The organism is Microcystis sp. M_QC_C_20170808_M3Col (genome assembly GCF_007095505.1).
In the GTDB taxonomy this organism is placed as follows: domain Bacteria; phylum Cyanobacteriota; class Cyanobacteriia; order Cyanobacteriales; family Microcystaceae; genus Microcystis.
Genome location: NZ_SFBY01000317.1, coordinates 1 through 26994, shown reverse-complemented (window position 1 = coordinate 26994; position 26994 = coordinate 1). Strand labels below are relative to the sequence as shown.

At 44.2% G+C, this 26994-nt stretch carries 19 protein-coding genes and 2 pseudogenes; 15 read left to right on the top strand and 6 right to left on the bottom strand.

Translation table 11 applies throughout. The annotated features are described in order from the left end of the window. Nucleotides 1–134: 134 nt before the first annotated feature. The 4 genes from recJ (at nt 135) to mutS (ending at nt 6931) form a co-directional block, all read left to right on the top strand. Nucleotides 135–2099: a single-stranded-DNA-specific exonuclease RecJ gene (recJ, locus tag EWV84_RS14585; RefSeq protein ID WP_287078561.1), complete on the top strand. Its 1965-nt coding sequence runs from the start codon at nt 135–137 to the stop codon at nt 2097–2099. A 111-nt stretch (nt 2100–2210) separates the two neighbouring features. Beyond that, nucleotides 2211–3350: a glutamate 5-kinase gene (gene proB / locus EWV84_RS14580; protein ID WP_287078560.1), complete on the top strand. Its 1140-nt coding sequence runs from the start codon at nt 2211–2213 to the stop codon at nt 3348–3350. 182 nt (nt 3351–3532) lie between these two features. Beyond that, nucleotides 3533–4042, top strand: a complete 510-nt coding sequence (gene apcB, locus EWV84_RS14575) for an allophycocyanin subunit beta (protein WP_502692619.1) — start codon at nt 3533–3535, stop codon at nt 4040–4042. 240 nt (nt 4043–4282) lie between these two features. Then, nucleotides 4283–6931 carry a DNA mismatch repair protein MutS gene (mutS, locus tag EWV84_RS14570; RefSeq protein ID WP_287078559.1) on the top strand — a complete coding sequence of 883 codons (2649 nt, stop codon included), beginning with the start codon at nt 4283–4285 and terminating at the stop codon, nt 6929–6931. 279 nt (nt 6932–7210) lie between these two features. Here mutS and EWV84_RS14565 read toward each other — a convergent pair whose 3' ends face one another. Then, complete coding sequence (locus tag EWV84_RS14565) at nt 7211–7708, bottom strand: 2TM domain-containing protein (protein ID WP_004266818.1); 498 nt, start codon at nt 7706–7708, stop codon at nt 7211–7213. A 61-nt stretch (nt 7709–7769) separates the two neighbouring features. Beyond that, nucleotides 7770–9107, bottom strand: a complete 1338-nt coding sequence (trmFO, locus tag EWV84_RS14560; protein ID WP_287078558.1) for an FADH(2)-oxidizing methylenetetrahydrofolate--tRNA-(uracil(54)-C(5))-methyltransferase TrmFO — start codon at nt 9105–9107, stop codon at nt 7770–7772. A 242-nt stretch (nt 9108–9349) separates the two neighbouring features. Between trmFO and EWV84_RS14555 the strand changes: the two genes are divergently transcribed. Further along, nucleotides 9350–9628, top strand: a complete 279-nt coding sequence (locus tag EWV84_RS14555; protein WP_043995783.1) for a hypothetical protein — start codon at nt 9350–9352, stop codon at nt 9626–9628. A gap of 118 nt (nt 9629–9746) precedes the next feature. Here EWV84_RS14555 and EWV84_RS14550 read toward each other — a convergent pair whose 3' ends face one another. Then, complete coding sequence (locus tag EWV84_RS14550) at nt 9747–10826, bottom strand: PIN/TRAM domain-containing protein (protein ID WP_286824606.1); 1080 nt, start codon at nt 10824–10826, stop codon at nt 9747–9749. Between the two features lie 379 nt (nt 10827–11205). Between EWV84_RS14550 and EWV84_RS14545 the strand changes: the two are divergent. Beyond that, a pseudogene (locus EWV84_RS14545) lies at nt 11206–11454 on the top strand (zinc ribbon domain-containing protein); the annotation flags it as partial. Here EWV84_RS14545 and EWV84_RS14540 read toward each other — a convergent pair. Together EWV84_RS14540 and EWV84_RS14535 are read right to left on the bottom strand one after the other, a co-directional pair. Beyond that, the gene (locus EWV84_RS14540) at nt 11440–12435 is read right to left on the bottom strand and encodes a hypothetical protein (protein ID WP_287078557.1); all 996 of its coding nucleotides are present in this window, start codon (nt 12433–12435) and stop codon (nt 11440–11442) included. The pseudogene EWV84_RS14545 and the gene EWV84_RS14540 overlap by 15 nt on opposite strands. 7 nt (nt 12436–12442) lie before the next feature. After that, nucleotides 12443–13807: a UDP-N-acetylmuramoyl-tripeptide--D-alanyl-D-alanine ligase gene (locus tag EWV84_RS14535; protein ID WP_287078556.1), complete on the bottom strand. Its 1365-nt coding sequence runs from the start codon at nt 13805–13807 to the stop codon at nt 12443–12445. 351 nt (nt 13808–14158) lie between these two features. On the opposite strand from EWV84_RS14535, the gene EWV84_RS14530 reads away from it, so the two are divergent. From EWV84_RS14530 to EWV84_RS14515, 4 genes are all read left to right on the top strand, one after another. Next, nucleotides 14159–15427: a Sll1247 family protein gene (locus tag EWV84_RS14530; protein WP_287078555.1), complete on the top strand. Its 1269-nt coding sequence runs from the start codon at nt 14159–14161 to the stop codon at nt 15425–15427. Between the two features lie 260 nt (nt 15428–15687). Next, nucleotides 15688–16953: a phosphoribosylamine--glycine ligase gene (gene purD, locus EWV84_RS14525; protein ID WP_287078554.1), complete on the top strand. Its 1266-nt coding sequence runs from the start codon at nt 15688–15690 to the stop codon at nt 16951–16953. A gap of 222 nt (nt 16954–17175) precedes the next feature. Then, entirely contained in the window at nt 17176–18402 is a 1227-nt protein-coding gene (locus EWV84_RS14520; RefSeq protein WP_287078552.1) for a glycosyltransferase family 4 protein, read from the top strand. A 176-nt stretch (nt 18403–18578) separates the two neighbouring features. Next, entirely contained in the window at nt 18579–20135 is a 1557-nt protein-coding gene (locus tag EWV84_RS14515) for a CPBP family intramembrane glutamic endopeptidase (protein ID WP_287078551.1), read from the top strand. Between the two features lie 69 nt (nt 20136–20204). On the opposite strand, the gene sufR is transcribed toward EWV84_RS14515, so the two are convergent. Then, nucleotides 20205–20843 carry an iron-sulfur cluster biosynthesis transcriptional regulator SufR gene (sufR, locus tag EWV84_RS14510; RefSeq protein ID WP_002789066.1) on the bottom strand — a complete coding sequence of 213 codons (639 nt, stop codon included), beginning with the start codon at nt 20841–20843 and terminating at the stop codon, nt 20205–20207. A gap of 223 nt (nt 20844–21066) precedes the next feature. On the opposite strand from sufR, the gene sufB reads away from it, so the two are divergent. The 5 genes and pseudogenes from sufB to EWV84_RS14485 form a co-directional block, all read left to right on the top strand. Then, entirely contained in the window at nt 21067–22509 is a 1443-nt protein-coding gene (gene sufB, locus EWV84_RS14505; protein ID WP_287078549.1) for a Fe-S cluster assembly protein SufB, read from the top strand. 129 nt (nt 22510–22638) lie between these two features. Next, nucleotides 22639–23409, top strand: a complete 771-nt coding sequence (gene sufC, locus EWV84_RS14500) for a Fe-S cluster assembly ATPase SufC (RefSeq protein ID WP_287078548.1) — start codon at nt 22639–22641, stop codon at nt 23407–23409. A 407-nt stretch (nt 23410–23816) separates the two neighbouring features. Continuing rightward, nucleotides 23817–25142 carry a Fe-S cluster assembly protein SufD gene (gene sufD / locus EWV84_RS14495; RefSeq protein ID WP_286826569.1) on the top strand — a complete coding sequence of 442 codons (1326 nt, stop codon included), beginning with the start codon at nt 23817–23819 and terminating at the stop codon, nt 25140–25142. A 55-nt stretch (nt 25143–25197) separates the two neighbouring features. Beyond that, entirely contained in the window at nt 25198–26460 is a 1263-nt protein-coding gene (locus tag EWV84_RS14490; protein WP_287078547.1) for a SufS family cysteine desulfurase, read from the top strand. A gap of 33 nt (nt 26461–26493) precedes the next feature. After that, a pseudogene (locus tag EWV84_RS14485) lies at nt 26494–26874 on the top strand (RluA family pseudouridine synthase); the annotation flags it as partial. Nucleotides 26875–26994 lie beyond the last annotated feature (120 nt).

Here is a 26994-nt window from a genome sequence, read left to right as displayed (position 1 = left end):
AATATGGACGTTTACGACCAGCGATGCTAGGGTCAAGCTGAAACATCTTTATCCTGTGTTTGAGGAGGAGGAATCGGGAGAATCTATTGCACCAAATTAGCTGAAACAGTCCACTACCTTTTTACTTGAAAAAAATGGCCTACAAATATCCCATCCAACGCTGGTATATTGCCGCAGCTAATCCCGAAAAAATCGAGGGGTTAGCGCGAGAAATGGGACTATCATCGTTATTAGCAACTATCTTAATTAATCGCGGTATTGATACCCCAGAAATAGCTAAAACTTATATAGATCCTGAAGTGGATAGCTTACCCTCTCCCCTGGGAGAATTTCCCGATTTAGAAAAAAGTGTCAATTTATTAGTAAAAGCGATCGCTAGACGCGATAAAATTGCTATCTGTGGGGACTACGATGCCGATGGCATGACCAGTACATCTTTACTACTAAGAGCCTTGAGACATCTCGGTGCGGACGTGAATCATGCAATTCCCAGTCGCATGAAAGAGGGATACGGAATTAATCAGCGCATTGTCGAAGAATTTGCCGAATCGGGAGTGGGATTGATTCTCACCGTTGATAATGGTATTTCCGCTCACGAACCGATCGCCCTAGCGATAGAATTAGGATTAAAAGTTATTATCACCGATCATCACGATCTGCCGCCAATTTTACCAAATGCCTCCGCTATTCTCAACCCAAAATTATTAACCCCGAACTCTCCCTATCAGGGATTAGCGGGGGTGGGAGTCGCCTATATTTTAGCGGTGACAACTGCCCAAAAAATGGGTAAATTACAGGGATTAACCGAGTCATTATTAGCATTATTTACCCTAGGCACTATAGCAGATTTAGCCCCATTAATCGGGGTAAATCGTCGCTGGTTAAAACGGGGTTTAAGAAAATTACCCAAATCCCAATTAGTCGGGATTCAATCCCTCATGCAAATAGCGGGAATTAGCGAGGAACAAAAGCAATTACAACCGGATGATATTGGCTTTAAATTGGGACCGAGAATTAATGCAATTGGCAGAATTGGTGATCCCCAGATAGTTATTGAATTATTAACCACCGATGATGCGGGAATTGCCTTAGAAAGAGCGATGCAGTGCGAACAAATTAATCGTACCCGTCAAGAATTGTGCGAAAAAATTGAAGAAGAAGCGATTAAATTAGTCGAAGAAACACCGATTCTTTGGCAAAAAGATCGAGTTTTAGTATTAGTCGAAAAAGATTGGCATCATGGGGTAATTGGTATTGTGGCCTCCCGTCTAGTGGAACGCTACGGAGTGCCAGTTTTTATCGGTACTTACGAGGAAGAAGATACGGGTAAAATTCGCGGTTCTGCCAGAGGAATTGAAGAATTTCACGTTTTTGAAGCCCTGCAATTTTGCCAAGATTTACTAGGAAAATTTGGCGGTCATAAAATGGCGGGGGGTTTTAGTTTACCCACAGCTAATTTACTAGCATTTAAACAAAGATTAAGTCAATTTTCTCACAAAATTTTACAAATAGAACAATTAAAACATTTAATTAAAATTGATACTATCATTGACTTTAAACAAATTACTCTCGAACTTTTTCAACAAATTGATAGTTTGCAACCCTGGGGAATTGGCAATGAATTACCCGTTTTTTGGACTCCTAACGTGCGGGTAGTGGAACAGAAAACTATCGGAAAAAATCATTTAAAATTATTGCTGGCTCAAACCGATGATACCAGAATTAAGGCATTAGCTTGGCGTTGGGGCGAATATTGTCCTTTGCCAAATCGTTTAGATATTGCCTATAAACTAAAAGAAAATACTTGGAACGGCAATACAACTATAGAAATTGAATTAGTGGGAGTGCGATTACCCCAAGAAAATAATAATATTAAAAAAGCAATTTTTATGCACGCCGAAAAAATGTATCAATGTAGTTTTTGGGGTGATTTAAACGAGATTCGCATCAAAAATGAACAGGGCGATATTTTAGTCGTGCAGAAAGGGCAGCGAATTGGTTTATTAGGCAAAAATCGGCAACAAGCTAGAGAAGTCAACGTGACTGAACCCCGTTTTTATACTTTAATTAAAGTTGCCATCAAAGCTTTGGCTATCTAGGTCTGGCTGAATAAACCTAATACCAAATCCGTTTTTAATAGTGTGATTAACTCTCAAGTTATAAATTGTTTCTCCCTGCTCCCCACACCCCACACCCCACACCCTTTGACGATGAACCAAACCATAGTGATCAAAATCGGTACTTCCAGTTTGACCGATAATGAAACTGGACAATTATCCCTCTCCACGATCGCCGCTTTAGTGGAAGTCCTCACCCGGTTGCGCGCTGCCGGTCATCGGGTGGTATTAGTATCTTCTGGTGCTGTGGGAGTCGGCTGCCGTCGTCTGGGAATACAGGAAAGACCGAAAAAAATCGCCCTCAAACAAGCGATCGCCGCCGTCGGTCAAGGTCGTCTGATGCGGATCTATGATGACCTCTTTACCAGTCTTGGTCAACCGATCGCCCAAATTTTGCTGACCCGTCCCGAATTAATGGAACGCACCTGTTATGTCAACGCCTATAATACTTTTCAGGCTTTGTTTGAATTAGGGGTGATTGCCATTGTCAACGAAAATGACACCGTGGCGATCGATGAGTTAAAATTCGGCGATAATGACACCTTATCAGCCCTTGTAGCCAGTTTAATCGAGGCTGACTGGTTATTTATCCTCACCGATGTGGATCGCCTCTACAGTGCCGATCCGCGGCTATTTCCCGAAGCGGCGGCCATTGCCCGAGTTAGTCCCGCGGAATTAGCGCAACTATCGATCGATGCCGGTAGTAGTGGCAGTCAGTGGGGGACCGGGGGTATGGCGACTAAATTGGCAGCGGCCCGGATTGCCACCAGCGCCGGGGTAGAAATGGCGATTACTAGGGGACGGCAGCCCAGCAATATCTTAAAAATTATGGCAGGAGAGGCGATTGGAACCCGTTTTGAAGCCCAAAAACGCAGTGATAACGCCCGCAAACGCTGGATCGCCTACGGACTAATGCCCATGGGTAAAATCTATCTCGATGCTGGGGCGATTCAAGCCATTTGTCAGGGGGGAAAATCTCTCCTAGCGGCCGGGATTACCAAAGTGGCAGGGGAATTTAGCGCCTCCGAATCGGTGCAATTGTGCGATCAAGAAGGCCGGGAATTGGCTAGGGGAATTGTTAATTATAGTAGTGAGGAGATCGATCGAGTTAAAGGTCAACATTCCGAGCGTATTGCCAGTTTATTAGGTTATATGGCCGCAGAAACCATTATTCATCGGGATAATCTCGTCGTTTTGAGTGCCTCGTCCACCACCTCGACCAATAAGGGATAATTCCGCCACTCAGAGCAAGTCCACCCAATGCCTTAAATGTAAAGAAATGTCTCAAAAAAACAACAAATTGTTAGACAAGCAAGAGAGTTAGACTAGGGATGTCCCCCGAAGTTCAACCCTGTGAGATTATAAATAAAGCGAAACTCAAAAATGTCTTTATTGCTGTTGGGAGAAACTTAATAATGCGAGACGCGGTAACTAGCCTGATTAGAAAATACGATGTCACCGGACGTTATCTCGATCGAGATGCGATCGATAATCTTAAACAATATTTCGCCTCGGGAACTGCCCGTCTAGCTGCCGCCGCCCTAATTAACGCTAATTCGGCGGCGCTCGTGCGTGGGGCGGCGATTCGTCTATTTGAAGAAGTTCCCGAATTGATCCGCGCTGGGGGTAATGCCTACACCACCCGTCGTTATTCTGCCTGTCTGCGGGATATGGATTACTATCTCCGCTATGCCAGTTATGCCCTAGTAGCTGCTGATACTAATGTTCTAGATGAGCGGGTACTGCAAGGACTGCGGGAAACCTATAATTCCCTCGGTGTTCCCATCGGTCCGACGGTGCGCGGTATCCAAATCATGAGCGAAATGATTCAAACCATGGCTCTTGATGCGGGTATTGCCGACACCTCTTTGATCGCTGAACCCTTTGATCATCTCACCCGCGAATTAAGCGAAGTGTCTATCTAATTCAGTTGTCAGTTATCGCTTATCAGTTTTGTCCGTTCAATTTTTGATTGAACGAACCTGCGTCAGTCCCCACTCTCAGCCTAGGGGAGTGGGGAAGGTACAGGAAGGGGAACCATTAAGTGGTTCTCCTCGTGCGGAAGTATGAGGCAACCGCCATCGACGAAGAAGCGTCAGAAACTTCCCACTCAGCCAAGCGGTGGGGAACAGTTGATTAAAACATTGTCCAGCTTTCTTTGACCCATGACTCTCCCCTCGGATTTTCCCCTAGAACCACCGGCTACCAATAAAGATCCCCATCGTGATTATCGCGGACTCGATCGCAGTAAACTCACCCCCATGTATCAGCATTATGTGGAGGTAAAAGAAACCTATCCCAATGCCCTTTTACTCTATCGTGTGGGCGATTTTTTCGAGTGTTTCTTTCAGGATGCGGTGATTATCTCCAGAGAATTAGAATTAGTTCTCACCAGCAAGGAAGGGGGTAAAGGTATTGGGAGAGTCGCCATGACCGGGGTTCCCCACCACGCCCTAGAGCGCTATAGTCGTTTATTGGTGGAAAAAGGCTATGCGGTGGCGATTTGTGACCAAGTAGAGGATTCGACGGAAGCAGCCGCCGAAAAACGGCTAGTAGAACGCGCTATCACCAAACTGCTCACCCCCGGAACCCTCACCGATGAGGGAATGTTAAACGCAAAAAAGAATAATTTTCTGGCCGCAGTGGTGATTACCGGAGAAAATTGGGGATTAGCCTATGCAGATATCTCCACCGGAGAATTCTACACCACCCAAGCCAGCGATTTAACGGCTTTAAGCCTAGAATTAACCCGTTTACAGCCCTCGGAAATCCTTTTTCCCATCAATGCCCCCGATTTAAACCGTATTTTGCGCCCCGGAGAAAAATCCGACCATCTCCCCCCCTGTTTACCCGATAGTTTTTGTTATTCTCTCCGTCCCCAAACTATCTTTACTCTCACAGAAGCGAAAAATCGTCTCCTAATCACCTATAAAATGCGTTCCCTAGAGGGGATGGGCTGCGAACATTTACCCCTTGCTATTCGCTCTGCCGGAGGCCTATTAGAATACATTGAAGATACCCAAAAAGCCAATCAAGTCCCCCTACAACCTTTAAAAACCTACTCTATCTCGGAATTTTTGATTTTAGATGGGCAAACCCGTCGCAACCTTGAAATTACCCAAACGGTGCGCGATGGTAGCTTCTATGGTTCTCTATTATGGGCGATCGATCGCACTTGTACGGCCATGGGTAGTCGCGCTTTACGTCGTTGGTTACTGCAACCTCTCTTAGATTCTCGTGGTATTCGCGCCCGTCAAGATACTATCCAAGAGTTAAAGGATAATCCCTCCTTGCGCCAAGATATTCGGCAAAAATTAAGGGAAATCTACGATATAGAACGTTTAAGCGGTCGTGTTGGCGCAGGAACAGCTAATGCGCGCGATTTACTTTCCCTAGCGGCATCTTTAGTCAAATTAGCCGATTTAGCGGCTTTGGTCGCCTTAGGAAATTCGCCTTATTTGAAAGCTTTACAGCAAATTCCCGCCGATTTAGAAAAATTAGGCCAGCAGGTAATCGCTCATCTGGTGGAATCTCCTCCGCTGCATCTGAAGGAAGGGGGGGTGATTCGTGAGGGAATTGATGCCCAATTGGATGCCCTGCGGCGCGACTATCAGGAAGTAATCGATTGGTTTAAGAATCTGGAGACGACAGAAAAAGAAAGAACGGGTATTAGTAATCTTAAGGTTAATTATAACAAAACTTTCGGTTATTATATCAGTTTACCCCGCAGTAAAGCCGATTTCGCCCCAAAAGATTATGTGCGTAAGCAAACTTTAGTCAATGAGGAACGTTATATCACCACCGAGTTAAAGGAGAAAGAAAATATAATTCTGACGGCAGTAGATGAATTAAATAAGTTAGAATACGAGATTTTTAGCGATTTACGTCGTCAAGTGTCCGAATTTTCCCCAGAAATCCGGGAAGTAGCCACAAAAGTCGCCGCTTTGGATGTGTTGGCCGGATTGGCAGAAATCGCCGTTTATCAGGGATATTGTCGCCCAGAAATCGCGGATGGTCGTCTTATCGATATTAAGGATGGTCGTCATCCCGTGGTGGAACAATCGCTTGGGGCCGGCTTTTTTGTGCCGAATTCGATTAATTTGGGCAATCAGGAGGGTTTAGAATACCCCGACTTGATTATTCTCACCGGTCCCAATGCTAGTGGCAAAAGTTGTTATCTGCGACAGGTGGGATTAATTCAATTGTTGGCCCAAACCGGTAGTTTTGTCCCGGCAAAGTCGGCCAAAATCTCCATCTGCGATCGCATTTTCACCCGGGTGGGGGCTGTAGATGACCTCGCTACCGGCCAATCCACCTTTATGGTGGAAATGAACGAAACTGCCAATATTCTCAATCACGCCACGGAGAGATCATTAGTATTATTAGACGAAATTGGCCGGGGGACAGCCACTTTTGACGGTTTATCCATAGCTTGGTCTGTGGCGGAGTATTTAGCCACGGTACTGCAATCGCGGACGATTTTCGCCACTCACTACCACGAACTGAACGAATTAGCCTCAATTTTAGAGAATGTAGCCAATTATCAGGTAACGGTCAAAGAATTACCCCATGAGATAGTATTTTTGCACCAAGTACGACCGGGAGGCGCGGATAAATCCTACGGTATCGAAGCGGGGAGATTAGCCGGTTTACCAGCTTCTGTGATCGATCGTGCCATGCAGGTGATGGGTCAAATCGAAAAACATAGTAAAATTGCGATCGGTTTGCGTCAGGGAATTAAGAAAATTAAACCGGTTAAGTCGGATAATTCCCCCTCTCTGCAGCAGCTAGATATTTTTGATGACAGTAAGTAGTCGTGCAAAGCTCAACTTTGTCTCCTTTTTGTCTCCTTTGTCTCTCCGTGGTTCACGAAAAGGCTGCATCTCACATTTGCAGAAACACCGACAATCAACAATTATCAGTAACCCTTAAACTGGTACAAATATATGAACAACCGCGTGTAAGCATCCCACCGAAAAACTAATGCGCGGGGGTTCTACCCCCCAAAGACTTGGATTGAGGGAAAAAATCGAAAGTAACGCCCGATTTTAGAAGATAGTTTTCCCTTTAAAAATCTTCCTTTTTCAACAATATTAAAACTGTAAAAACTTTTTAATTTGAGTCCAAAGATTGGTAAAAGATTCTTTCATTTCCTCTTTAATTTTCCAGCGTTTAAATGCCTCTTCATAGGCAATTCCTTGATTTTGAAAAGTTTTCCAAGCCGAGAGAGAAAGAGGTAAACCCATCAGCAAAAAGATATAAATTGCCCAAGAAATTGTTCCCGCACTAATTAAATTAATGGTAAGAAAAAAACTATTAATAATCAGATAGCGAACGGTTTTATGTTTTAGCTCCTCGCGACGAAAGCGATCGAATTCCTGCCGCTTATAACTGAGCATTTTTGACTCTTGCCAGTCCTTTTCCGCTGCTTCTAAGTCTTTAACTTCAATAGCTAAATCGTCGGCAATTTCTAACAACTGTTGACGGGTAATTTCTCCCTTATCCCCTTGACGGGAGATAGCCAAATAGAGAATTTCCTGCACATCCTCTTGACTGTAGGATTGGGGAGGGAAAAAATCGGGGTTTGGCATAGCGATAGAGAAAGAAATAGGTTCCTTCTCTATTATGGGCGATCGATTTAGCGATTGACAGTTAGACGAGACAGGGAGTTTTTAGCTGATTTAACCATGCTTCTAAATCCTGCAAAGAGCGATCGGCATATTGACCGTAACGTTCCCGTTTATTGCGGATTTTTTGGCTAAAATTCGGCAAAATGCCAAAATTTGGCGGCATCGGTTGAAAATGTTTCGGTTCGGCACTGCTGATAAACTCAAATAATGACCCCATCATCGTTGTGGTCGGCAATGTCACCGTTTCTAATCCTAAAACTAAACGAGCGGCATTAGTTCCCGCTAACCATCCCCCAGCAGCCGCAGCCGTATAGCCTTCCGTCCCGATTAACTGTCCTGCCGCTAATAGCGTCGGTCGCGATTTAAACTGGAGACTGGAGGATAATAACTGGGGAGAATTGATAAAGGTGTTTTTGTGCATCACCCCCATGCGGACAAATTCGGCCTTTTCTAACCCCGGAATCAGACGGAAAACTCGTGTTTGTTCACCCCATTTTAAATTAGTTTGAAATCCCACCATATTCCACAATTGCCCCGCTTTATCTTCCATTCGCAACTGTATAACTGCATAGGGACGTTGATCCGGATATCTGGGATCCGCTAATCCCACCGGTTTCAGGGGACCAAAACGCATGGTATCTTCTCCCCGACAGGCTAATTCTTCGATTGGTAGGCAAGCCTCGAAAAATTTGGCATTTTCTCGCTCAAAATCCTTTAATTCTGCCTGTTCTGCCTGTTTTAGTTCTTGCCAGAAATGCAGGTATTGTTCCCGATCCATGGGACAATTGAGATAGGCGGCCTCACCTTTATCGTAACGGGAGGCCAGAAAAGCGATCGATCGATCGATCGATTCCCCTAGAATAATCGGACTAGCGGCATCAAAAAAGCTCAGATAGTCCAGACCCGTGAAATTTTGCAGATCTGCGGCTAAAGCAGCACTGGTTAACGGTCCAGTGGTTAAAACGACGATACCATCCCGGGGAATTTCAGTGATCTCCTGACGTTTTAAGGTGATTAGAGGGTGGTTAGCCAAGATTTCCGTCAAATTTCGACTAAAGACCCCTCGATCGACCGCTAAAGCCCCTCCTGCGGGGACACTGTGCTGATCGGCCTGGGCAATAACTAGAGAATTTAAGCGTCGTAATTCTTCATGGAGTAACCCGGTGGCGCGATCCACCGCCATGGCACCAAAGGAGTTACTACAGACTAATTCGGCTAAAAATTGGCTATGGTGGGCGGGACTAGAGCGAATTGGGCGCATTTCGTGCAGGATCACGGGAATACCTGCTTGGGCTATCTGCCACGCCGCCTCAGTCCCCGCTAATCCTCCACCAATTACATGAATAGGGCGATCGATCATAGTTGGGAGAAAATGGCTAGAGTAGGATTATTTTAGCGTCAGTTCCGAGTCACCAAAAAAATAGGCTGGGCTGACGGCGATCGCATGAAGATTGGGGCTGATCGCAAACTCAGGTTATAATTAAGGAAGGGATGGAATATTGTATTCTATCTCGGCACCGGTTTTGCTTTCGAGAAGGTGGCAACACCGCCCCACTTTCTCACCATCTCCTTCCAGATGGGTTAGTTAGCGGTTTGAATTCTATGAACACCAATTATCTTGAAGAATACCAAAAATACCTAGCCGAATGGCAGAAACTGCTTCTGTCCGCTTGGGGTAATGGTGTTCCCACGACTACACCAGTGTTTGAGTTTCCAGAAACTTTGGTTAAATCCCTCGAATATCAACAAGAATGGGTGAAATCCTACCTAACCGCCCAAGAAACCGCCACCAAAGTTGCCCTCGATAGTCAGAAACAATTCTGGGATAGTTATTTCGGTTTTGCTCGTCAGTCCATGGCTGTAATCAATAAACCAGCTTAATTAGGTATCAATTGGCTAGATAGTTCGATTGGTGACTTAACTTCCCTTAAAAAATGAAATTCCTCAAATACAATCCCCTCTGGCCCTGTATTTGAGGCTTTTTTGGCTTTTATTCCCTTCAAGCAATCAGGGAATTTTGGGGTTTCGCAAAAATCATCCGTCCAGCAGAGGTTTGCAATGCAGATGTCACCACTACCCGCAATTCTCCCCCTAGATAATCTTTTCCTTCTTCTACCACTACCATCGTGCCATCTTCTAGATAACCGATGCCTTGGGTGGGTTCTTTTCCTGCTTTGAGAATTTTTAGGTCCAAAGTATCCCCAGGCAAGTAGATCGGGCGTACTGCTTGGGCGAGATCGTTGACATTCAAGATGGTGACTTTTTGCAGATTGGCCACTTTACTGAGATTATAATCGTTAGTGAGCAAGGTGGCGTTAATTTCTTGGGCAAGATGGACTAATTTAGCATCTACGGTGCTAATATCGTCATAATCGGCCGGATGAATGATAATGCGATCGGGAAATTCTTCTTGCATCCGGTTTAATATATCTAATCCTCGTCTTCCTCTAACTCGTTTTTGGTCGTTACTGCCATCCGCTAACTGTTGCAATTCCTGAAGGATAAATTGGGGAATGAGTATCTGTCCCTCGATAAATCCCGTGTCTAACAATTGTTCGATACGACCATCAATAATACAACTGGTGTCAACAACTTTGGTGGCGGCCGCTTGCAGGGTTCCTTCTGCCACTAAAATTGATTCCATACTATTGGGGTTAATCAGACGCAAAAAAGTGCGACCGTGGGTATCAGCTAAACTAACCCCCAGATAGGAAAACATAATACTGCCTAAAATGGCGATTATCGGCTTAATAAACGAGAATTCTCTAGGAATCGGTAGGAAGAAAATCGGGGCTAGGATCAGATTAGCAATCAACAAACCGATAACTAGACCGACCGAACGGGTTAAAATAACTTCGATCGGAGTTTGCCGTACTTGGGTTTCTAGACGACGATAGGTAGTTTGGGCAACTAAACCAAGGGCTAAACCAATAATTGAGGCAAAACCCGCCGATAACCAGCGTAAAGCTTCAATATTAGTGATTTGCGACTGGACAGTAACCGGCAGCAAGTCCACGCTACTATAACCAATACTGGCAATAGCGAAGACGAATAATAAAATTATGACGGCATCAAGCATGGGGATAATACCAGAGAGGATAGGGGGGAATGATGGTAGATAAAATAATGAGTATGAATGCTTTTATCGAAAATTTGGGTTTAAAACCCCGTCCTTATTAGGACGGCTTTTCTTGATCCCTAATATAGCACTTAAGAACTTCCAGTGGCGCACCTCTCAGTTATCAGTGGGTAAGTTATCAGTGGGTAAGTTATCAGTTATCAGATGTGAGTTTTTAAGTGTGCAGTATTAAATAGAATTGGTTCTTCGGTCATTTGGCGATTTTTGTCAATTGTTTTCGATCTAGAGCGAACTAATCAATTAAATCTCTTGCCAGATAAGGATTTAGTCGATTTATGCCACCCTATCGAACCATAACAAGTAACGAAGAACCCTGGAAACTAGCCAAAGATGTTCCTGTTGCGGAAATATCGGGGGGAAAAAGGCGTTAAATATCCGTGAATGGGAATGTTTTTTCTGTGGGACTTTTCATGATCGAGATGTAAACGCTGCGGTAAATATCAAGGTCGCCGGAGGACATTCGGAGACTAAAAATGGACGGGTCGGAAAGCGTAAGACTTCTGTTAAAGAAGCAGCATCCCGGGTCGCGTCAATCCATCAAAAGTACGAGCAATTAAGCTTGTTGTAGTAGGAATCGCCGTCCGTTTACGGCCGCGAGGATGTCAACTAACAGCAAAGGTCGCATAAAACCGCCATAATTCTCGTCATCTGTACCGATAAAGACTTCTATTTTACCTCTAGGAGATTCTCTGGTTGTCACCGCTTCCACTTTGGAGCCGTCGATTTCTGCAATTTTTTGGGGATTAGGGGCAATAATTAGGCTATTATCAGCTTTAACTTGACCAATACGGTAAACAGCACTCCTAAACACTCCCGCACTATCTGGATCGTAAGCGGAAGCTATGTAGATATTACCTTGCTTATCTACGGCTAAATCGGAGATGGGGCGAATATTTTTACCACTACCAAAAGGACTCCGAAAAGTTACCGACTGAAATTCCCCGAATTTTAAGGGATTGAACGAGATATCCGTCCAGCGAATCTTTGTACTCTCTTGACTATCGGCCCGTTCTGCGTAGATAAATAGATAACGATCGCCCTGTTTGCTAACAGCGATCGCCTCTACATTTTCCACTGGAATTGGCCAATTTATTTGCTCAACTATCTTGACTTTTTGCTGGTTATATGCTAGTAAAAATAGTCTTTGAAAAGGTTTTTTCTCGCCACTTTCAGCCAACAAAAATAAATTAGTTTCTGGGATAGAAGTAATACTTTCGAGATCGTTACTCAATCCCTCTGGTTTTGGCCAATCTACCCTTAAAACCTGCCATAATAGGGGTTTTTCCTGGGTAGGCAGCTGTAAAAGACTCAGCCTTGGTTGAGACGGATCACTGTTTTTGCCCTTATTTTTGGCATCGTGAACCCCTAGAAAAATATCCGCTTCTACCCAAGCTAAACCACTGATATCTGGGAGATAAGTCTCCAGTCGTCTCGATGCTTGGGCAAAAGAGACTTGAGCGGCCGAAAAAAAGAAAACTAGGACTAAAATCGCTGAAAAAACAGTTTTTAATCGGCTATTCTTGCTAAAAAATGCGCTCTTCTCTAACACCTATTCCCTAACCCCCAATATCACTGATTAACTCCTCCACCACGCGATTTAAACCGACGGAATGGGAAGCTTTGCATAAAATGCGATCGCCGAAATCGATCACTTCCTTTAAACGATTAATTAAATCTGCGTGAGTTTGAAAACATTCGCAATCGACCCCAGTAGCAGCCTCAGCAATAAACTTAGCTTCCGGGTCATCTACCAAGACAAACAAGCGATCTATGCCTAGTTTTTGCACCCTCTCACCGACTTGGCGATGTAATTGCTCCGAAAAAAGCCCTAACTCCTTCATCGTGCCTAAAACAGCAATATGCCGCTGACCGGGGGTAGCTTTCAGTAAATCTAAGGCCGCTAACATTGATTCTAGACCGGCGTTATAGGTTTCATCGAGGAGTAGGATATCTGGCTCTAATTGGTAACGTTTAGCCCGACCACTGGGTAAATTAACTTTAATTCCCTGTTGCAAAGAAGTCCAATCGATGCCTAAAATTTTCGCTACGGCCAAGGCCGCCATAAAATTTAAAGCATGATGACGACCGGATAAAGGTAAGTTAAAATCTAGTCCATTTACTCGTAAAGTAGTTAAATCCAGTAATTCCCCGACTATATCGCCGCCAGAGAAGCCATAGGTAATTGTTTCCCCCTGCCATACCCGTTTAGCTATTTCGGTAAGTAAAGGGTGATCGTAGTTAAGAACCGCTATACTACTAGAAGGGGACTCGGCCAATAACTCGCATTTGGCCTCTGCGATCGCCGCTTCCGACCCCAAACGACCGATGTGAGCGGTTCCCACATTAGTAATCACGGCGACCGTCGGTCGGGCGATTTGAGCGAGCAGGGCAATTTCTCCCCTTCCCCGCATTCCCATCTCGATTACGGCACTATCGTGAGTTTCATCCAGTTCGAGGAGAGTTTTCGGCACTCCGATCTCATTGTTATAATTAGCCAGGGTTTTATGTACCTTTCCCTGGGTTGCTAATACCGAGGCGATTAATTCTTTAGTGGTGGTTTTCCCCACCGATCCTGTAATAGCAATCACGGGTATAGTAAATTGATTCCGCCACCAATGGGCCAATTGCTGATAGGTTTCTAGGGTATTCTGGACTAGGAATACAGGAATATTTTTAGAGTAATTTAACGAAACTGGCTGATCGACAATCAATGCCGCCGCTCCTTTTTCGATAGCCATATCGATAAAATCATGACCATTAAAATTATCCCCTTTTAATGCCAAAAATGCTTGTCCTGACTCAATACTACGGCTATCAGTATTAATGCCAGATACTAAACTATCGGGACTAAAACTTATGTCACCATTATCTTGTAAGGACAATAATTGAGCTAGTTGATTGAGGGATAAATGACAGGCCATAGACAATAAAAATACTTAGGAGTAAATTCCGAATTATCTAGAAGATGGATTTAGGTTTAAATGTGACTTAGATCACATCCAAGTGGGGTTTCTTTTCGCTAACTTAATTAGCAGGGTACGCTGCCTAAATTTTTAGTAATCTGGGCATAGTCCGCAAGCTTGGCTGGGTAAGCCAAGGGGAATTTTCCCAAACTTGCCATGCTAAAATGGATCGACTCGATCAGTACAATGACCCAAAATAGGGGCATCCTAAGAAGGGAGCATCTACTATCTAATCACAATTGACCCCTTTATGGACATAGCCCTAAAATCCATCCGCTTACTGATTTAGGAGGGCTGAATCAAATAACCATGGCTAGTCTAAACACTGGACAAAGACAAACAAGAGACGAAGAACAGCTACTATACGATTATTGGCTCGACCGCGCACGGACCGATTCTTCCGAGCAATTAATCGAGGATTTTTGTCGTTTGTTTATCGAAGGTGGCGGCTATCAAGAAGCTCCTATTTATTTAGCCCTAGAGCGTCTTGTCAAGGCTAAGGATGCCGAAATTCGTTTTTATCATTTCTTTAACCGCTGCTGTCATATTTTAGTGAATCGATGGCAAACGCAGCCCACCCATCAGCCAGCAATTCCCGAATTGGTATCGCTATTGGAAAATTTGCCCTCCCCACGTCCAGGAGATTACAGCAGCCCCAGTAATTTGGGTAATCTGGTCAAAAATTTTACCCTCTCGGATGACTACGTTAGGCTGCAGCGTCTGGCGAGAATTATTAGCGGCAAATACAGCGAAAAAACCGCCGCTTCCTTGGGAACCCTGATTAGTCGTTATCCCTATCTCTATGATTACTATTTACTCGGTGATGAAAGTCCCCGAGAACAGCGACAAACCGTTAGACGTATTAAAGTGAAAACCGAGAGGCGTTTCGAGGTAAATCTCTCTCGTTATGTCACCTATCAGGTACGTTTGGCGCAGGCGGCCCATAGCCCAAAAAGCAGGGAAGAAGCGGGGAGAATCATTCAACCGGTAGAAAATCCCACCCTGCTCAATGATAAGTATCTAAATCGCGCCCTCAAGTATTATCTGGGGACGGTAGCAGGAAATTATACTCATAAGGCTCTTTCGCAAAATTTTCTGGCGAATACAGTTTATACCCCTACCTATAAAGATTTTAAAAATGACCTCTACGATTATCTGATTACCTCCTTAGACTACGACAAGGGGCAATTTAACAAAAAACTCGACGATATCCTGCAAAATACTCTACCCCACTGCGATCAACAAAAACCGAGTGAATTTCTCATGCTGCGTACTTCTAGCCAACTGTTAAATTATCTGGTGGTGGAAAGCGGGCAAAAACCCGATCATTACATGTTTATGGATATGATCACCAATATGGGGGTAACTCCGACTGTGGGGTTATTGCTCAAGTTGATTTTGATCTGTCCCAAGGCAAAACCCCACTTAGATAAACGTTTTTCGATTCTATTTAACCACTACGAGAGTTATTCTTGCGATCAAGTGCCTTGGTTGGTTAAATCCCTAGAAAATCTGCAAGTAGCTTTTAGTATTCATTTCGGCCAAGCTGATTTGTCCTGTCTCCGTCAAATCCAGTGATCAGCTGTTCGCTATCTAAATTACTTGTTAAGACTGTCTATGAGAGGAGAAGGGGGGAAGTGGGGAGACCACTTCGTGCGCGTTGCGGGGGGAGAATAAATAGAAATAATCTGCTGCCTCCGTTCGGCTGATCTCACGGCCGAAGCCGGCCTCCTGAATCCGTCAAATCGATTAAAAAGTTAAGTAATCTCAACTTCTAGCCAATGGTGACCCGGAGCTAGGGGATAATTAAACCATCGTCATTTAGGCTGCGTTTATCCGTGAAAATTATCGTTATCGGCAGTGGTGGTCGAGAACACGCCTTGGCTTGGAAACTGCTGCAATCGCCCGAAGTAGAACAAGTGTTCTGTATTCCAGGTAATGGGGGAACGGCAATTTTACCTCAATGTGAAAATATCCCCATAGCAATGGAGGATTTTGCCGAAATTAGCCGCTTTGCCCGAGAAAATTGCGTCGATCTGGTGGTTGTCGGGCCAGAATATCCCCTCTCCCTCGGCATTACCGATCATCTTCTGGGCCAGGAAATTGCCGTTTTTGGCCCCACACAAACCGGGGCCTTAATTGAATCGAGCAAATCCTGGGCAAAAGAATTAATGAGCGAAGCAGGAGTTATCACCGCCGCCTCGGAAACCTTTACCGATGCAGAATTAGCAAAAACTTATATCCGAGAGCAAGGAGGGCCAATTGTGGTGAAAGCTGACGGATTAGCCGCAGGAAAAGGGGTAATTGTCGCCGAAACCGTAGATACGGCCCTAGAAGCGATCGATGATCTTTTTACCAGTGGCTTTACTAAAGTCGTGGTGGAAGAATTCCTAGAGGGGGAAGAAGTGTCGATCCTCACCCTCACCGATGGGATCAGCTTTCGTTCCCTGCTACCCGCCCAAGATCACAAGCGCATCGGTGAAGGCGATACCGGCAAAAATACCGGCGGTATGGGAGTTTATGCCCCCGCACCCATAGCCACCGCCGCTATTATAGAAGCGGTGGATCGGGACATCCTCGCCCCTATCGTCGCCACCCTGCAAAAACGCGGCATTGACTATCGGGGAGTCCTCTACGCCGGTTTAATGATTTCCCCCGCCGGAGAGCCAAAAGTTCTCGAATTTAACTGTCGTTTTGGCGATCCCGAAACCCAAGCGGTTTTACCCCTACTGGAAACTCCCCTGGCACCGCTGCTGCTGGCTTGCGCTCAACAAAAATTAACTGATTTCCCCTCTTTACAATGGCGCTCCGGTAGTGCCGTTTGTGTGGTGGCTGCGTCTGCCGGTTATCCTGACCACTACGAAAAAGGCCGGTTGATCACTGGAATTAAGGCCGCTGAAACCGCAGGGGCGATCGTTTTCCACGCCGGCACGGTTTTAAAACACGGCGATATCTTCACCGATGGCGGCCGCGTCTTGGGTGTCACGGCTATGGGAGCTAATTTTAATCAGGCGATCGAACTTGCCTATCAATCGGTGAAAAGGATACACTTTGAGGGCATCTATTATCGTTGTGATATCGGCCACCGGGTAAGGGAAAAATAAGGGTCAGTATTTAGGCAGGGGTAAGGGGGAATAGTTAGGGGTTTTGAGGATTAATTTATTAGCCAATTTCCCTTTTTTTCGGAATCTCTCACCGCTAATCCTCACCTGATGCCAAACCTCTTTCTAGGGCAATCCCTGACAAAAGCGCATCTGATTTGTCAAAAAACCAGTAACTATTGATAAAATCATGAAACTGAATCGCCCAACCAAATTGCCATCCCTATGCGAATTTTGCTCTATTCTTATAACTATTACCCCGAACCGATCGGCATCGCTCCCCTGATGACAGAATTAGCGGAAGGATTGGTTAAAAGAGGTCATCAAGTCAGGGTTTTAACCGCTTTTCCTTGGTATCCTAATAGTGAAATCGATCCCGAATACCGAGGAAAAATCTATCTAGAAGAAGAACGAAATGGTGTTAAAATTCAACGTTCCTACGTCTGGGCGCGTCCCCAAAGAAGTTTAAAAAATCGAATTTTCTTTGAATTGAGCTTTGTTTTTTTGAGTTTCTTTCAGGCTCTTAAAGGTGAAAAACCCGATCTAATTTTCTTAACTGTCCCCGGATTACCCGTTTGCGTTCCCGCCGCTTTATTGAGTAAATTATATGGGGTGCCGATTATTCTAAATTTACAGGACATTTTGCCCGATGCGGCAGTTCATGTGGGATTATTAACTAATGAGAAAATGATTAAGGTTTTTAGTAGTCTCGAAAAATTTGCCTACCGAACTGCCAGCAAAATCTCAGTTATTGCCGATGGTTTTACCAAAAATCTCCTAACTAAAAATGTGCCGAGTCAGAAAATTATTGAAATTCCTAATTGGGTGGATGTAAGCTTTATTAAACCTCTGCCGAAAAACAATAATTATTTTCGCCAAGAAAATCATCTTGAGGGCAAATTTGTGGTTTTATATTCTGGCAATATTGCCCTAACCCAACCCCTAGAAACCCTGATCGATGCTGCAGTTTACTTAGTTGACATCCCTGAGATTAAAGTGGTAATTGTTGGTAAAAAAGAAGCCCTCGATCGCCTAGAAAAGTATCGCCAACAACAGGGGGCCAGTAATGTGCTTTTATTACCCTTTCAAACCCGGGAAAAATTACCAGAAATGTTAGCAGCTGCCGATGTGGGTATGGTGATGCAAAAACATAACGTTATTTCCTTTAATATGCCGTCCAAAATTCAGGTATTATTAGCTAGTGGCCGTGCTATCATTGCTTCTGTTCCCGCCGATGGAACCGCCGCTAGGGCGATCGAGCGTAGTGGTGGTGGTTTGGTGGTTACTCCTGAAGATCCAGAGGCATTAGCTACGGCTATTTTAAGGCTATATAAAAACCCAGATTTAGCAACTATACTAGGAGAAAAGGGACGACAATACGCGGAGGAAAATTATGCCTTTGAAAAGACTTTGGATCAATACGAAAAGCTTTTTTCTCAAGTAGTTAGTTAATAATTAGGGTATAGGGATTAGGGATAGGGAAATGGGGGAATGGGGAAATGGGGAAATGGGGGAATTTCAACTAAAACCCTAAAACCCTAAAACCCTAAAACCCTAAAACCCCAACACCTATTACCCAACCCCCATCACCCCATCACCTAACCCCTAACTCCCACTTAACTATTTTCATGTTCGATAATTTCTCAAAAAAACTCCCCTGGCAAAGTCTCAAACAAGCGATCGCTTTTGTCTTAACAATTATTGCCTTAACCCCAGTAGTTACAGCTTTAATTTCTAGTGTTAATCAGCCCCAAATCCAATCGAATATTCAACTATATCAAACCAATCTCAATCTACAAGCCACCACTCTAAGCAGCGATGCTGACCCTAATAGCGAGGAATTTGCTAATCTTAAATTAATTCAAACTTCCCTGATCGGTGAAGCTCCTTATACCACTGCCGAGGAACAGTATTTATCAGCACAGAAAAGTGCCAAAAAAACAATCACCGAACTAGAAAAATCAGCAGTTAATCCCGAACAAAAAAAATCCCTTGAGCGCGAAATCAATTCCTTAAAAGATTTAGAGCTAAAATTAAGTCTCATTCAAGCTAGTCAAGGTGACTTGGATTCAGCACGGCAAATCTGGCAAGACATCAAGGAAAAATCAGAATTTGAGAACTATAAACCTGCTGTTTTACAAAATGCGCTGCTGTTAGAGGGATTGTACGGTGAACCCCCCCAAATTGCTGCCGATGCTGAAGCGAGAATCGAGCGCAATTTTCAAGGATGGTTTCGTTATACCATTCTGGAAAAATTATATAGTCTCGAAAATCGTCAAGAGGATTTACTCGCTTTAGAGGAAGAACAGAGTGAAGTGGCGGCTAATGGGTTAATTAAACTAATTTTACTGGCTTTCTTGCCTCTTATCGGCGGTTTAATCGGTGTTGTGCTGTTGATCTTTTTATTATTGCAGTGGCTTCTCCGCCAACAGCGATCGCTGCTCTTTTTAGATGATAGTCTCGCTTGGCAAACTAAGTGGGGAGGAGAAACCCTCTGGTGGGGAATAATTATCGGTTTCTTTTTCGTCGGACAAATTGTTTTACCGGTAATTTTCGGGATTTTATCGAGTTTCTTGAGTCTCAATCCCGAACAATTTAACCTAGAAGCTAAAGCAATATACGTTGTAGTTAGTTATTTAGCCTTAACAGTGAGCAGTTTATCGGTTTTATACCTAGCGATCAAGCCTTTTCGCCCTTTACCTCCCGATTGGTTTCGTTTTAACCTCTTTAGTCCTTGGTTTCTCTGGGGATTAGCCGGCTATTTTGTCGCTTTACCCCTGGTTATTATCGTTTCTTTGCTTAATCAACTAATTTGGCAAGGACAAGGGGGCAGTAACCCGCTGCTGACTTTAGCTCTAGAATCCCAGAATACCTTCGCTTTACTCTGTTTTGCCTTTACTGCTTCCCTTGCCGCTCCTTTTTTCGAGGAAATTGTCTTTCGCGGCTTTTTACTAGCTTCTTTGACTCGTTATCTGCCGGTCTGGGCTGCGATCGCTCTTAGTAGTTTGATTTTCGCCCTTGCTCACCAAAATTTGTCAGAAGTGCTGCCTTTAACCGTCCTAGGTTGTGTTCTTGGCTTTGTTTACACCCGCTCGAAAAATTTATTATCCTCGATGTTGGTTCATAGTCTCTGGAATGGTGGCACCCTGTTAAGTTTATTTTTATTGGGCAGCAGTGCGGGTTAGGTGAAGTCTCTGGTTTTAGGGAACGCCAGAACAGTAGCTGGTAGTCTAGAGATAACTAATCTTTCTCTGTCATCCCTTGCACTTAATTAGATAACCACATCGTTGCTCACCTTGATTGATCCAGTGAGTCCGTTCGATCGTACAATCGGGCAGCAGCAGCGCAAACATTTCTAATTCATGGCCACAGATACTGGGATAGGAACCAGCCACCTCAGCAATAGCGCAATGATGCTCGGCTAGGACATAACTATTTTCTGCTTCCAGTGCCACTAATTCTGCCATATAACCCTCCTCTTGGCGAATTTCCAGCAATTTTCTCATTCTTTCCCCTAAAGACCCCTTGCCGAGGCGCAATTGATATTCTGCCGCTTTGCGTTGCCACTGTTTTTTGAGAATTTCCCCCACCTGTTGCTCTCCCACCGTCTCCACGAGAGTATTGAGGAAAGAAACGGCGAAATTATCGTAATTATGGGGAAAACGGCCACGACCTTGACGACTGAGACGATAAATGTGCTGAGGCCGTCCTATCTTATTTTGTACGGCAAAATATTCTATCAGTCCTTCCCCCTCCAAATCCTTAAGATGGCGGCGCGTCGCTTGCGGACTAATACTTAACTCCTCAGCCAAGTCTTGGGCGGTAGATTGACCGTTTTTGAGCAAATATTGCAGAATATCGTCTTTAGTCGAGGCAGGTTGAGTCGTGGTCATGATACCAAAAACAGAGGCTTTAGCGTACAATTGCTGAGAGTCAAGGAGCGGCCAATTACCCCTACAGAGTAACTTGAATAACAGAGGTTTACCAGAATCCTCTGAAATTTTCCGTGACTTTGACAACAGCTTTGTTGTTAATCTATTATATAATCAATTTAAACAACAAGAAAGTTGTTTAACTGCCTCCCCTGCCTACCGCGTAGAGAGAACACCAACCCCCATGAGTGCAACCACCGTTAAAAACCTCGTTAACCAACCCTACAAGTACGGTTTCGTCACCGATATCGAATCGGAAACCATCCCTCGCGGTTTAAATGAGGAGATTATTCGCCTAATTTCGGCGAAAAAGAAGGAACCGGAATTCATGCTCGATTTTCGTCTCCGGGCCTACCATCAATGGCAAAAGATGACCGAACCCAGTTGGCCGCACGTTTCCTATCCTGCCATTGATTATCAAAATATTATCTACTACTCTGCACCCAAACAGAAAAAAGCAAAACTCAACAGTCTTGAAGAAGTTGACCCCACTTTAATCGAAACCTTTGAAAAATTAGGCATTCCCCTTTCGGAACAAAAACGCCTTTCTAACGTGGCTGTAGATGCTATCTTTGATAGCGTTTCTATCGCCACAACTTTTAAAGAAAAACTAGCAGAACAGGGGGTTATTTTCTGTTCTATCTCGGAAGCTTTACAGGAACATCCCGACTTAGTGCAGAAATATCTCGGTACTGTGGTTCCCGTGGGTGATAATTATTTTGCCGCTCTTAATTCGGCCGTTTTTAGCGATGGTTCTTTTGTTTTTATACCCAAAGGTGTCGTCTGTCCTATGGAATTGTCCACCTATTTTCGGATTAATAACGGTGAGACGGGACAATTTGAAAGAACTTTAATTGTCGCTGAAGAAGGGGCATCGGTAAGTTATTTAGAAGGTTGCACCGCTCCGATGTACGATAGTAATCAACTTCATGCCGCCGTCGTGGAATTAGTCGCCCTCGATAATGCGGATATTAAATATTCGACTGTACAAAATTGGTACGCTGGCGATGCTCATGGTAAGGGAGGTATATACAATTTCGTCACTAAACGGGGTCTGTGTAAAGGAGTTAATTCTAAGATTTCTTGGACACAAGTAGAAACTGGTTCGGCAATTACTTGGAAGTATCCCAGTTGTGTCTTAGTTGGCGATAATTCCGTCGGGGAATTCTACTCAATTGCCCTAACTAATAACAAACAACAGGCCGATACAGGTACGAAAATGATTCACATTGGCCGCAACACCAAGAGTACCATTATTTCTAAGGGAATTTCTGCGGGTAACTCCCAAAATAGTTATCGCGGGTTAGTGAAAATGGGACCGAAAGCCAAGGGAGCAAGAAATTACTCCCAGTGTGATTCTATGCTGATTGGAGATAATGCCGAAGCTAACACCTTTCCCTATATTCAGGTGGATAACAACAGTGCTAAAGTAGAACACGAAGCTTCTACTTCTAAAATCGGTGAAGACCAATTATTCTACTTCGCACAACGGGGCATTTCCGAAGAAGATGCTGTCTCTATGTTAGTCAGTGGTTTCTGTAAGGATGTCCTCAGTAAATTACCGATGGAATTCGCCGCCGAAGCTGATAAACTCCTAAGTCTCAAGCTCGAAGGAACCGTCGGGTAATCAGTAATCAGTAAAGTAGGGTGGGTTAGGCGATAGCCGTAACCCACCAAAAGCTAAGACAATTTATCCATCAATTGATGACTCGCCGTCAACCAAAAAACTAATATTTTTGTTCTAGAAAAACATCTCATGAGTGAAGTAATTTTATCAGTAAAAAATCTGACCGCTAGTATTGATGGAAACCAGATTCTTAAAGGAGTTAACCTCGAAATTAAAGCGGGTGAAACCCACGCAATTATGGGACGCAATGGCTCAGGAAAAAGTACCTTTTCCAAAGTAATCGCTGGACATCCCGATTATGAAGTAACTGGGGGAGAAATAATTTATAAAGGCGAAAACCTTTTAGAAAAAGAACCCGATGAACGAGCGCTTATGGGTATCTTTCTTGCTTTCCAATATCCCCTAGAAATCCCCGGCGTTAGTAACCTCGATTTTCTTCGCGTTGCCTATAATGCCCGACAAAAATATCTAGGCTTGGAAGAATTAGATAGTTTTGACTTTGAGGAATTAGTCGAGAAAAAACTAGAAGTTGTCCAGATGAATCCTAGCTTTCTTAGCAGAAGTTTAAACGAAGGTTTCTCCGGTGGCGAGAAAAAACGTAATGAAATCCTACAAATGGCCTTATTAGAACCTACTTTAGGAATTCTCGATGAAATTGACTCCGGTTTAGACATCGATGCTTTGCGAATTGTTGCCCAGGGAGTCAATCAATTAGCTACTCCCGATAACGCTTTTTTACTTATCACTCACTATCAGCGTCTGCTCAACTACATTGAACCCGATGTTATTCATGTTATGTACGATGGGCGCATTGTCACCAGTGGCGGTAAAGAATTAGCCCTCGAATTAGAAAGAACTGGCTACGATTTCCTCGACGAACAATTATTAGCCGTTAAGTAATCTAGCTATCAGTTATCAGTTATCAGTTATCAGTAGTCAGTTTTGAGTATTAAGTGAGCGGTATGTATTAAGTGAGCATCATCAAATGGCTTGTGTGATAATTTTTGCTTATGGAATCGTGAAATGCTTACTAGGCAACACTTTTAGGACTATTTTGTGGAAAAAACTATCAGTATAGACCTCGTTTCCACACAGAAACCAGAAGAGCCTTATCAGTTATCAGTTATCAGGAGTCAGTATTCAGGAGTCAGTATTCAGGAGTCGGGAGATAGGGTGATAGGGATTTAGGGGTTTAGGGAAATTTCAGCCAAATGCTCCACTACCCCACTACCCCACTACCCCACTACCCTACTACCCTACACCCCACACCCCACACCCCACACCCCAACCTCCACCCCTTCCTACCAATGACAGCCATAATCACGAAACCTGAACAATCAGGAGAATTATTGTTAAAATTGTCCCGAGAAACGGTTCCCACTATCGATAACGGTAAAATTCTCGAATTAAGAGAATCGGGAGCCAGTAAAGCTCAAGAATTAGCCATCCCGGGCAAAAAAGATGAAGAATGGCAATTCACCGATTTAAGTCAACTATGGGCGATCGATTTTCGCGTCCCCCAAACCGTTACAATCGATAAAAATGCCCTCGCTGCCTTTTTGCTACCCGAAGCCAAAAACAGCCACCTAGTCTTCGTTAACGGCATTTATCAGCCCGAATTGTCCGATATCACCGCTTTACCCGCCGGTGTCAGCGTCAGCAATCTCGCCAATGCACAAAAAGATGTTCTTGTCAACTATCTAGGGAAAGAAAAAACACCCGAATTTTTTACCGCACTCAACCAAGCTGGCCTAAGGGATGGGGCAGTAATTCACGTCACCGCTAATACCGTCGTCACAACCCCGATACATCTCTTATTTATCACCGTTGTGGAGGAAATTCCCCGCTTTTATCAGCCCCATAGCCTAATCGTGGCCGAAACGGGAGCTAGTGTCAATATTATTGAGAATTACGGGGCTTTAGCCGAACATTGCTCCGATTTACCTCTAAATTACGCTTATTTTACCAACGCTGTCACGGAAATTTATCTCGAAGCCAACGCCGAAGTCATCCATACCAGAGTACAAAGGGAATCAGGAGATGGTTTTCACATCGGACGCACGATAATTGAACAAGGGCGCGATAGCCGTTACACTCTCAACGAGATAAATCTGGGCGCTAAACTCTGCCGTCATAACCTCGATATCCTGCAAAAAGGAGAACAAACCGAGACAAATCTGCACGGATTAGCCATGATTACCGGACAACAAACCGCCGATACCCACAGCGCCATCTATCTCAACCATCCCCATGGCATCACCAAGCAACTGCATAAATGTATCGTTGATGGTAGCGCTCACGCTATCTTTAATGGTAAAGTGTTTGTTCCCAAGCCCGCCCAATTAACCAACGCCTCCCAGTTAAATCGGAATTTGTTAATTTCTAACAAGGCACGAGTCAACACCAAACCCGAATTACAAATTACCGCCGATAACGTCAAATGTTCCCACGGGGCAACCGTTAGCCAACTGGAAGCCGATGATTTATTCTATCTGCAAAGCCGGGGCTTAAGTGCCGACACCGCCCGCAGTTTGTTAATTGATGCTTTCTCGGCCGAGATTTTAGCTAAAATTCCTCTAGAATCCCTGCGCCAAAGATTGGGGCAATGCGTCGCCTGTCGCACTGTGGAATAACTCTACCGGGGTGGATGCCAACCTGCCCAAAGTACCCCTCTGACTCCTGACTAAAATGACAATTATCCAAGAAAAAACTCTCGCCCAAAAAGTCCGCGCCGATTTCCCTATCCTTCATCAAACCGTACACGATAAACCCCTTATCTATTTCGATAGTGCCGCCACTTCCCAAAAACCGATTCAAGTATTAGAAACCCTGCGAAACTATTACGAAAAAGATAACGCCAATGTGCATCGGGGGGCGCATACTTTAAGTGTCCGGGCAACGGAAGCCTACGAAGGGGCCAGAGATAAGGTCGCTAGGTTTATTAATGCCGCTTCTCGTCGGGAAATTGTCTATACTCGCAACGCCACGGAAGCGATTAATTTAGTCGCCTACAGTTGGGCATTAAATACCCTGAAAGCAGGGGATGAAATTATTCTCTCGGTCATGGAACACCACAGTAATTTAATCCCCTGGCAAATTATCTCCCAAAAGACGGGGGCGGTGATTAAATATGTGCAATTAACCAGCGAAGAAAGCTTTGATTTAGAACAATATAAATCCTTATTATCTGACAAAACTAAATTAGTTGCTGTCCTTCATGTTTCTAACACCTTAGGCTGTATTAATCCCGTTGCCGAAATAGTCAGCCTTGCCCATCAAGTCGGGGCGAAAGTATTAATTGATGCCTGTCAAAGTGTCCCCCATTTAGCCATTGATGTGCAGGCCATAGATTGTGATTGGTTGGTGGCTAGTGGTCATAAAATGTGCGCCCCCACCGGTATTGGATTTTTGTACGGCAAAGAGGCCATTTTAGAGGCAATGCCGCCCTTTTTTGGTGGTGGCGAAATGATTGCGGAAGTCTATTTAGACCATTTTACCTGTGCCGAACTGCCCCACAAATTTGAAGCTGGAACCCCCGCTATCGGCGAAGCGATCGCTCTCGGTGCTGCGGTAGAATATTTAATGGGTTTAGGTATGGATAATATTCATGCCTACGAAGAAGAATTAACCGCTCATTTGTTCAAAAAATTAGGAGAAATTGAGGGTTTAAGAATTTACGGGCCGCCACCTAGTTTAACAGGCCAAGGTCGGGCTAGTTTAGCCGCCTTTAATGTGGAAGGGATTCATGCTAGTGATTTAGCTACTTTATTAGACCAGGAAGGAATCGCTATTCGCTCCGGTCATCACTGTACCCAACCTCTACACCGCCTTTTTGATGCTTCTGGCAGCGCGCGGGCAAGTCTATATTTTTATAATACCCGAGAAGAAATCGATCGCTTTATTGTCGCTTTACAGGAAACTATTGATTTCTTTGCCAATTGTTTTTCTTAGGGGGATTTCTAGCCCTTTTACTATTCTTAAATAGTGAAGGAAGTTACTTATTATTATCAAGGAATTTGTCCCGAAACGGGCGAGTTATTGCGCTTGCCCCGCACTCTTTTGGCTGAAAAAATTGCCCAAGATTTGATGACAACTATCACCAATCCTCAAGGTAAAATGTATGGAATTTTGTTAGGAGAAAATGCTGCTGGCGAAATAGAAGTTTTAAAAGCTTTTTCTGGACAGGGAGAAGCTGCTGGCTGGGTTCCGTCCCTAGTGGGGAGAGAAAAAATTATTCGTGAAGAAAAGCGAGTTTTGCAACTTTTAGAAATAATTAAACAGGAAATTATTACCCTACAATCAATTCCCGAACATAATTTATATCGACTCAATCAAGCAAATTTTGAGCGCAAAATACAAGCTTTACACTGGAGTTTAGACTAACTCCCCCCAATCATACCGTAAAGTCGAGTCCACTCAGAGAGGGACTATGGGGGAAGAGGAAAATCAAGAGATAATGAGGTAAAGTTACTCAATAATCAAAAG

What these genes read in the sequence shown, in the direction of transcription:
- recJ (WP_287078561.1), top strand. Translation starts at nt 135, where the DNA reads ATGGCCTACAAATATCCCATCCAACGCTGGTATATTGCCGCAGCTAAT.
- proB (WP_287078560.1), top strand. Translation starts at nt 2,211, where the DNA reads ATGAACCAAACCATAGTGATCAAAATCGGTACTTCCAGTTTGACCGAT.
- apcB (WP_502692619.1), top strand. Translation starts at nt 3,533, where the DNA reads ATGCGAGACGCGGTAACTAGCCTGATTAGAAAATACGATGTCACCGGA.
- mutS (WP_287078559.1), top strand. Translation starts at nt 4,283, where the DNA reads ATGACTCTCCCCTCGGATTTTCCCCTAGAACCACCGGCTACCAATAAA.
- EWV84_RS14565 (WP_004266818.1), bottom strand. Translation starts at nt 7,708, where the DNA reads ATGCCAAACCCCGATTTTTTCCCTCCCCAATCCTACAGTCAAGAGGAT.
- trmFO (WP_287078558.1), bottom strand. Translation starts at nt 9,107, where the DNA reads ATGATCGATCGCCCTATTCATGTAATTGGTGGAGGATTAGCGGGGACT.
- EWV84_RS14555 (WP_043995783.1), top strand. Translation starts at nt 9,350, where the DNA reads ATGAACACCAATTATCTTGAAGAATACCAAAAATACCTAGCCGAATGG.
- EWV84_RS14550 (WP_286824606.1), bottom strand. Translation starts at nt 10,826, where the DNA reads ATGCTTGATGCCGTCATAATTTTATTATTCGTCTTCGCTATTGCCAGT.
- EWV84_RS14535 (WP_287078556.1), bottom strand. Translation starts at nt 13,807, where the DNA reads ATGGCCTGTCATTTATCCCTCAATCAACTAGCTCAATTATTGTCCTTA.
- EWV84_RS14530 (WP_287078555.1), top strand. Translation starts at nt 14,159, where the DNA reads ATGGCTAGTCTAAACACTGGACAAAGACAAACAAGAGACGAAGAACAG.
- EWV84_RS14520 (WP_287078552.1), top strand. Translation starts at nt 17,176, where the DNA reads ATGCGAATTTTGCTCTATTCTTATAACTATTACCCCGAACCGATCGGC.
- EWV84_RS14515 (WP_287078551.1), top strand. Translation starts at nt 18,579, where the DNA reads ATGTTCGATAATTTCTCAAAAAAACTCCCCTGGCAAAGTCTCAAACAA.
- sufR (WP_002789066.1), bottom strand. Translation starts at nt 20,843, where the DNA reads ATGACCACGACTCAACCTGCCTCGACTAAAGACGATATTCTGCAATAT.
- sufB (WP_287078549.1), top strand. Translation starts at nt 21,067, where the DNA reads ATGAGTGCAACCACCGTTAAAAACCTCGTTAACCAACCCTACAAGTAC.
- sufC (WP_287078548.1), top strand. Translation starts at nt 22,639, where the DNA reads ATGAGTGAAGTAATTTTATCAGTAAAAAATCTGACCGCTAGTATTGAT.
- sufD (WP_286826569.1), top strand. Translation starts at nt 23,817, where the DNA reads ATGACAGCCATAATCACGAAACCTGAACAATCAGGAGAATTATTGTTA.
- EWV84_RS14490 (WP_287078547.1), top strand. Translation starts at nt 25,198, where the DNA reads ATGACAATTATCCAAGAAAAAACTCTCGCCCAAAAAGTCCGCGCCGAT.